Origin of the sequence: Paenibacillus sp. 2TAB26 (assembly GCF_052115145.1) — a bacterium.
Lineage (GTDB): Bacteria > Bacillota > Bacilli > Paenibacillales > Paenibacillaceae > Pristimantibacillus.
The window spans coordinates 1-381 of record NZ_JBFRGC010000139.1; the positions used below are offsets into that span (position 1 = coordinate 1).

1 protein-coding gene is annotated in these 381 nt (G+C 36.7%); it reads left to right on the forward strand.

Annotated elements, in window-relative coordinates; all coding sequences use genetic code 11:
• The coding region (locus tag AB4Z50_RS36245; RefSeq protein ID WP_441887351.1) for a hypothetical protein at positions 1-249 on the forward strand (249 nt) is incomplete at its 5' end.
• Between the last annotated feature and the right edge of the window lie 132 nt (positions 250-381).

Genomic DNA, 381 nt, shown 5'->3' on the forward strand with positions numbered 1-381 from the left:
GAGCTGTACAGCTTTGACGATATTATCGCAGTTTATAAAAAGCACGGCAATACGTATAGCTATGCGCAAGTCCCGGGTGCAGTGTTCTCCAGTCTAATGGAAGGAGGAAAGGGAGTAACGGATATGTTTGGATTTTGTGAAAAATACACCTATATGGGGCCAGGTTCAGCGGCACGAATTGAATTTGCCAAAGAAATTGCCACCAGTGAATATGTATCATTTGACGAATGGTTAAATCAAAATAAGTAGTAAAATAAGATATCAATCAGTAAACAATAATTACCAGTTAAAATGAATCAGAATAAAAAAGTACTGCTTATCAATACCCATCTAAATTATCCCAATTTTAGTGAAGGAGTACTCAATGAATCCCTTCAGACT